The organism is Streptomyces polyasparticus, from assembly GCF_014493765.1.
GTDB classification, from domain to species: Bacteria; Actinomycetota; Actinomycetes; order Streptomycetales; family Streptomycetaceae; genus Streptomyces; species Streptomyces polyasparticus.
The window spans coordinates 60,995-67,779 of record NZ_JACTVJ010000036.1; the positions used below are offsets into that span (position 1 = coordinate 60,995).

Consider the following 6,785-nt stretch of genomic DNA (forward strand, 5'->3'; position numbering starts at 1 on the left):
CCCGTCATTCGGAGCCGATCGCGCTGCGGCTTGGTGAGGCGGCTGTGACCTGCGTGAACCGCAGGGCTGTTGATCCGATCGGGTGAACGACCAAGCCGGATGCCGAGCGGCTCCGAATCATGGGTGTGAGCACACGAGGAACTACCGCGGTGAAAGCCGCGTCGGCTGCGCTGAGCGGTCTGGTGGCCGGTTACACGGCCCTGGCCGTCGCGGAACTGGTCGCTGTGGCCGTACGGCCCGAGGCCGGTCCGGTCACCGCGGTCGGCGGGGCGATGATCGACCGCACGCCGTCGTCGGTGAAGGACTGGGCGATCCGCCAGTTCGGCACCAACGACAAGCTGGTGCTGCAGCTTGGCATCCTCGCGGCGCTGGCTGTGTTCGCCCTGGCCATGGGCCTGTTGGCGCTGCGTCATCGACGTGTTGCCGCGGCGGGCGTGCTGGTGTTCGGCGTGGTCGGGGCGCTTGCCGCTACCGGCCGGCCCGACTCGAGCAGCGCCCTCGACGCGGTGCCGTCGCTGATCGGAGCGCTCGCCGGGGCCGTGGTCCTCTACGTCCTGTCCGGCCTGGTTCGCTCTTCGTCAGCCCCGCAAGACGGTGGCGGGGCTGACGAAGAGTCCACGGACAGGTCCGGCCAGGGCCTCGGCCGACGGCGCTTCGTGCTGGCCACGGCCGGTGTCGCGGCCTTCTCGACCGGGGCGGGATTCGCCGCCCGGCGTCTCAACGCGACGACCGCGGCCGACGCCGAGGCGTCCCGTGCCGCGGTCCGCCTTCCCGCACCCGCCTCACCCGCCCCCGAACTGCCGCGGGGTGTCCAGGTGAAGGCGCCGGGAACGGTGCCGTTCACCACGCCGAACCGGGACTTCTACCGTGTGGACACCGCGCTGACCGTGCCCCGCCTCGATGCTGATCGCTGGCGTCTTCGCCTGCACGGCAAAGGGGTCGACGCTCCCGTCACCCTGGACTTCGCGGACCTTCTGCGCCGGGACCTGATCGAGCGGGACATCACGATGACGTGTGTCTCGAATGAGGTTGGCGGGCCTTATGTGAGTTCGGCGCGCTGGCTCGGCGTACCCCTGAGAGCGCTGCTCGAGGAGGCAGGGGTACGACCGCCGTCACGGGGCGGGCCCGCCGACCAGTTGGTGGCCCGCTCCGTCGACGGGATGACCATCGGAACCCCGGTGGAGACCGTCATGGACGGCCGCGACGCGATGCTCGCCGTCGGCATGAACGGCGAACCATTGCCCTTCGACCACGGCTTCCCTGTCCGGATGCTCGTACCCGGCCTGTACGGCTACGTCTCGGCCTGCAAGTGGATCCAGGACATCGAGCTGACCACGTTCGACGACTACGACGCGTACTGGGTCAAGCGCGACTGGGCCCGCGAGGCCCCGATCAAGACCCAGTCCCGTATCGACACCCCCAAGCCCTTCGCCCGCCCGAACGCCGGCACGGTCGTCGTGGCCGGAGTGGCGTGGGCCCAGCACAAGGGCATCGACCGCGTCGAGATCCGCGTCGACGACGGCCCCTGGCAGGACACCCGCCTGGCCACCGAGGGCCCGCTGGACACCTGGCGGCAATGGAGCTGGGACTGGCCCGCCACCCCTGGCTCCCACACCCTCCAGGTCCGAGCCACCGACCGCACGGGCTCCACGCAGACCGACAAGCGCACCCGGACCATCCCGGACGGCGCCTCCGGCTGGCACTCGGTGGTGGTCAACGTGACCTGACCGCACAGCTCCCCACCACGCCCGACAACCCCCAACACACCAAGGCCCAGCAGCCTCTGGGCCTGTGCTCAAGGAGAACACCATGAACGCCACCCTCCGCCTGCGCCGCCTCACCGTGGCCACCACCGCCGCGCTCGTCCTGCCGCTCTCGCTGGCCGCCTGCTCCTCCGACGACAAGGGCAGCACCGACCAGGCGGCGGACAAGACGCCGGCCGCCACCGAGACCGAGGAGACGCCCACCGCGGACGCGATGGCCGGACCGTTCGGACCGGCCTGCGCCTCCGTCCCGCAGGACGGCGCCGGCAGCTTCGACGGCATGGCCAAGGACCCCGTCGCCACGGCCGCCTCCAACAACCCGGCGCTGTCCACCCTGGTCACCGCCGTGAAGAAGGCGGGCCTGGTCGACACGCTCAACAGCGCCGAGAACATCACGGTGTTCGCGCCCACCAACGACGCCTTCGCCAAGATCCCCAAGGCCGACCTTGACAAGGTCCTGAATGACAAGGCCACCCTCACCAAGATCCTGACGTACCACGTCGTGGGCCAGAAGCTGACCCCGCAGCAGCTGGAGAACGGCTCCTTTGACACGCTCGAGAAGAGCAAGCTCACCACCGCCGGATCCGGTGAGTCGTTTACGGTGAATGACACATCCAAGGTCGTCTGTGGCAACGTCCCGACCGCCAACGCCACCGTCTACATCGTCGACACGGTTCTGATGCCCAAGATGTGACACCAGGGATTACGGGCGGCTGGTCGTGGAGGCTGACTCCGTGGTCAGCCGCTCGATACTTTCTACGTATTCGAGCCATACATTGCTTGCGGTCGCGAAGAGTCATCCGCTCCTATGGTTCTTCGACCGGCAGGAGGTGGGCCTCGGTCGGCCGACAGAAGGTACTGCTGTCCCAGGTCACAGGTCCGTCCGGTTGTCGGGGCGGTTCTATAGGCAGCCACCGTGACCTACCCAGGGAGAGGTCTAGCGCGCGGTGACTGACTGTAGTTGCCCTGAGCTGGCCGTAATTCAGCCCTGTGCGACCCTTTCGCCGCGTTCTACGCTAGGAGTACGTACGTCGGCCCCTGGGCCCACACCATAGTGCTCGGCCTGGCCTTCCAGCGCGGGGTGAAATCCCGCGTACCCCGCACTGGAAGGACCTTCTGCGTCAGGAACCGCCGACAGCTCCCGACGCTTGCGGTCGCCGCTGGGTGAGATCCCAGCGGCGACCGCACACCACCTGGCGGGGGCTGGGCCGGGTGATGGGTGTCATCACCCGACTACCCCTTCGCCAGATGCCGATACCCGTGTCCGGGTAGCTGATGTGGCGAGCTCTGAGCTGCACGGCCACGCGGCCGGAACAGAGCACGCGCGCGCATCGGTCCGACGCCTGCGGGGGGCCGACAAGCAGTGTCCGGTCCCGGCTTCAGCGGCCGACTTGCCTGTCTCTTCCGTGCGAGCTTGGAGATCGCGAGCACGGTGGGTGCGTCCTGTCCGTCCTTGTGGATGCGGACGCACTTGGCAGCGGCACTTCTTCGCAGGGGCGTCCTTCCCCGGCGCGAGGGCATGCGCCCGCCTGCTGGCGGTGGTCTGGCGAGTGGGGAGTGCCCGGTGAGGGGAGTCCGGGCTGGCACTCCCCACTCGCCGGATGGTCCCCGGCGGTGGCATGAGTGGCTGGACCTCCCGCGGCGGCCACTCGCGCCAGGTGCCGCTTTCCGCCAGGGTTATGTGGTTGGCAGGCGGTTCTTCGTAGTGCTGCACAAGCGCGGGGCGGTCCTGTGTGCCTGCCCGCCCGATGCGCCGCCGTTGTGCGCCGGCACGGTGGGGCAGTCTTGCCGGGGGAGTAAGACCGCTCTGTCTTGTGTGCACGTCCTCATCTTGGCAACGGTTGGCGTGGCGGGACAGGTCTATTCTGGACAGCAGATGGAGCATGAACTGCCGCCCCGTGAGCGGATTTTGAGCACCGCGTACGAGTTGTTCTCGCAGCGCGGCATCCGCGATGTCGGGGTGGAGGAGGTCATTACCCGTTCCGGGGTGGCCAAGGCCACTCTCTACCGGCACTTTCCGTCGAAGGACGCCCTGGTCCTGGCCTTCCTGGCGCGCCGGGAGCAGCGGTGGACGCTGGAGACGGTCGAGGCCGGCGCCCGCGAGCGCGGCCGTACCCCGGAGGAGCGGCTGCTTGCCGTCTTCGATGTGTTCGACGAATGGTTTCGCCGCGACGACTTCGATGCCTGTGCGTTCATCAACGTCCTGCTGGAGATGGGCTGGGGGCACCCGCTGGGCCGGGCGAGCATTCAGTACCTGGAGAACATCCGGGCCATCGTGCGCTCGATGGCCGAAGAGGCGGGCTTGCGCGATACGGATTCCTTTGCTCGGTCGTGGCACATCCTGATGAAGGGCTCGATCATTTCCGCGGCGGAGGGAGACACTGAGGCCGCCCGACGGGCCCAGGCGATGGCCCGCACCCTGATCGAGCAGCATCGCCCGCACGCGTGACAAGTGGGCCTGGCCCGGCGTCGATTGCCGACCGCCTTCCTGTACCGCCCTCACGCTGCCCTGACGGCGAGTATCTTTCCCGTTACAGCAGCCAGCCTTGGCAGGGAGCGGAAGGCGATGCTCGCTTCGGATCCGGAACACCCTGGGACGCTGCCTGTGCAGCAGATGAGGGCCGGCGATCATGCCTTCCTCTGCTACGACGACCACCTTCAGGGGTGGGATGTGCTGTCGGCCTTCGTGTGGACGGGTCTGGCCCGCGGGGAGAAGGTCATCGTTTTCCCCGACCCTCGTTTGAACGCCGCCGACGTGCTGCGACACCTCAACGACGTGCCGGGAGTGCTGCTGGCTCAGGGGTACGACAGCGGCCGTCTGGAACTGAACAGCATGCGCCAACTCATCCTGCCCGACCGCACGTTCACCGCCGCCCAGCAGTGGCGGCGGATCGTCGAGGAGACCGAATCGGCGCAGGCTCGCGGCTTCACCGGGCTGCGCACCTACATCGACATGGGATGGGTGGCCGACCTCGAAGCCGATCTCAACGTGATGATGGCCCGCGAACGCCAGGCAGAGCACCTGTTCACCACGGGGCTCTACAGCGAGATCTGCGCCTACGAGCGGGACCGCTTCCCCCAACAGGTCCTGGAAGCCATGTGCCAGGCGCACCCCCAAAACCTCCTGCCCGCACTGGGACACTTGCGGGCCCGGCAGACAGACAACACATTGTGGCTGGTCGGGGAAGCGGACCTGGCCACGCGCGAACAGTTCACACATGCGTTGGCCGAAGCTGCTCGCTCACCCGTCACCCGCAGGGGACTGACCATCGACCTGTGCGGGGTGGTGTTCCTCGGCGTGGAGTGCGCGAGGGAACTGATACGGATGATGGACCGCACCACGGCGCACCGACCGGTACGGGTCCGCTGTACAGGCAGCGTCGCCCTCGTGCTTCGGCGTCTCGGTGCAGATCCCGCAGTTATCGACGTCGCCCAGGTGAAAGGGTCATGATCTTCGACGCACACAGCGGTCAACAGCAAGGTGTTGAGGAAGTTCTCCTCAGCGTTCCTTTCGCGGCCAGGGATGTTCCTCGCTTGCGGGTGTTGGTCGAGGGATACGCGTCCTTGGCTGGTTTGCCCGAGCAGCGGCGAGGTGACTTCGTGGTGGCCATGGACGCCGTGGCCGGCAACGTGGTCCAACACGGCGGCGGACACGGCCTGCTGGTCCTGGCCCGCGCACACTGTCACGAACTGCGCTGCCGGATCAGCGATCGAGGCCCCGGCTTCACGGCCGAGGCCATACCCGACCTCGCTGTCGGCATCAATGGCGCGGGCCACGGCCAAGGGCTATGGCTGACACGCCTGATCACCGACGACCTCACCGTTATCCCCAAAGCCGTCGGCACCACAGTCGTCTTCGCGATGCGATGGAACCGGTGACACCCGCCGAGCCGCCTCGCTACACCTCCAGCCAGGCGCGGGAACCGTCCCGCACTATCCCTTCGCGGCATCAGCAGATCCCAGCCCCGAGCCTGACCCATGAACTGCGTGCGAGACGGCCCCGACTACTCGCCTCGCGCGGTTCGCCGATGTGGACGTCTAGCGCCAGGGCAGCGACGGCATGAACAGTCGTTGACCCGGATCATCTGAGCGCGGCCGGGTTTTCGGCGCTCAACACCGGGTAGTTGCGACCTCCAGAGAGCGGAGTGGGTGGAGAGGCACTGAGGGCGATGCACCGCCGGCGAGACCGACAGTGGGCGTTCATGACGAGTCACGCCAGGGTGCTGCTCGCACTTGCCCGAGCACCGAATGCACGATTGCGTTCCGTCGCCGCCGCCTGCGAGATCACCGAGCGGACTGTGCAGATCGTCATCGGCGACCTCGAGCAGGCCGGCTACCTGGAGCGGCACCGGGTCGGACGGCGAAATGAGTACATTCTCCATCTCGACCAGCCCTTGCGGCACCCAGCGGAAGCCGGCCTGAGTGTGCGTGCGCTTGTGGAACTTGCGGTCGTCGGCGGGGACTGCCGCGACAGCGCCCTTCGCGGTTCGCCGAGTGACGACGGCCCTCCCACCCGTTCCGCCCCGACGCGCTAGCAGTCGAGCGAGGCTTCTGCGTCGGCGACGGTTTCGAAGATACGCAGGACTTGGTGCGTGCCGGTCATCTCGAGGACCAACCGCAACGACTGGGGCACACACGCCAGGGCCAGCGTGGTCCCCTTGGCCTCCGTCTGTCTGTGTGCTGCGAGCAGCACACTTAACCCGGCGGAATCGCAGAACGAAACCCCCGACAGGTCCAGCACTGGCTTTAACGGGCTGTAGTGGCCGATCAGATCGGTGAGTCGGACACGCAATACCCGATCGGTCGAGTAGTCCATGTCCCCGGTGACCCGCACAACCAGATGACGCTGTGTGCATGTGGCCAGCTCGACCGACACACCTACCACAGCACCCTCTCCCCAGGATCTCGCCCCAAGGCAGCAGCCCGAAAAGCTGCCCCCAAGATACTGTCCCGCTCTCCGGTTCTTGTCGTCTTACTCCTCCGTTCACCCGTTGGTGCGAGGCCCGACCTCTGGGGGAGCTT

Annotated in this window: 7 protein-coding genes; 6 read left to right on the forward strand and 1 reads right to left on the reverse strand. The window is 67.5% G+C overall.

Going from position 1 to position 6,785, the window contains the following annotated elements; all coding sequences use genetic code 11:
• The first annotated feature begins 119 nt into the window (after window positions 1–119).
• The 6 genes from H9Y04_RS42795 (at window position 120) to H9Y04_RS42820 (ending at window position 6,298) form a co-directional block, all read left to right on the forward strand.
• Entirely contained in the window at window positions 120–1,727 is a 1,608-nt protein-coding gene (locus H9Y04_RS42795; protein ID WP_187819676.1) for a molybdopterin-dependent oxidoreductase, read from the forward strand.
• Window positions 1,728–1,809: 82 nt separating this feature from the next.
• Window positions 1,810–2,457, forward strand: coding sequence for a fasciclin domain-containing protein (locus H9Y04_RS42800; protein WP_187819677.1), 648 nt, complete (start codon window positions 1,810–1,812; stop codon window positions 2,455–2,457).
• A gap of 1,182 nt (window positions 2,458–3,639) precedes the next feature.
• Window positions 3,640–4,212 (forward strand): TetR/AcrR family transcriptional regulator, encoded by a 573-nt coding sequence (locus H9Y04_RS42805; protein WP_187819678.1) that lies wholly within the window; start codon window positions 3,640–3,642, stop codon window positions 4,210–4,212.
• Between the two features lie 117 nt (window positions 4,213–4,329).
• On the forward strand, window positions 4,330–5,214 hold the full coding sequence (locus tag H9Y04_RS42810; protein ID WP_187819679.1) for an MEDS domain-containing protein: 885 nt from the start codon (window positions 4,330–4,332) through the stop codon (window positions 5,212–5,214).
• The gene (locus H9Y04_RS42815; protein WP_187819680.1) at window positions 5,211–5,642 is read left to right on the forward strand and encodes an ATP-binding protein; all 432 of its coding nucleotides are present in this window, start codon (window positions 5,211–5,213) and stop codon (window positions 5,640–5,642) included. The genes H9Y04_RS42810 and H9Y04_RS42815 overlap by 4 nt, the downstream gene beginning before the upstream one ends.
• Before the next feature lie 323 nt (window positions 5,643–5,965).
• Window positions 5,966–6,298, forward strand: a complete 333-nt coding sequence (locus tag H9Y04_RS42820) for a helix-turn-helix transcriptional regulator (RefSeq protein ID WP_187819681.1) — start codon at window positions 5,966–5,968, stop codon at window positions 6,296–6,298.
• On the opposite strand, the gene H9Y04_RS42825 is transcribed toward H9Y04_RS42820, so the two are convergent.
• Complete coding sequence (locus H9Y04_RS42825; RefSeq protein ID WP_187819682.1) at window positions 6,295–6,639, reverse strand: STAS domain-containing protein; 345 nt, start codon at window positions 6,637–6,639, stop codon at window positions 6,295–6,297. The two genes, H9Y04_RS42820 and H9Y04_RS42825, sit on opposite strands and share 4 nt — an antisense overlap.
• Window positions 6,640–6,785 lie beyond the last annotated feature (146 nt).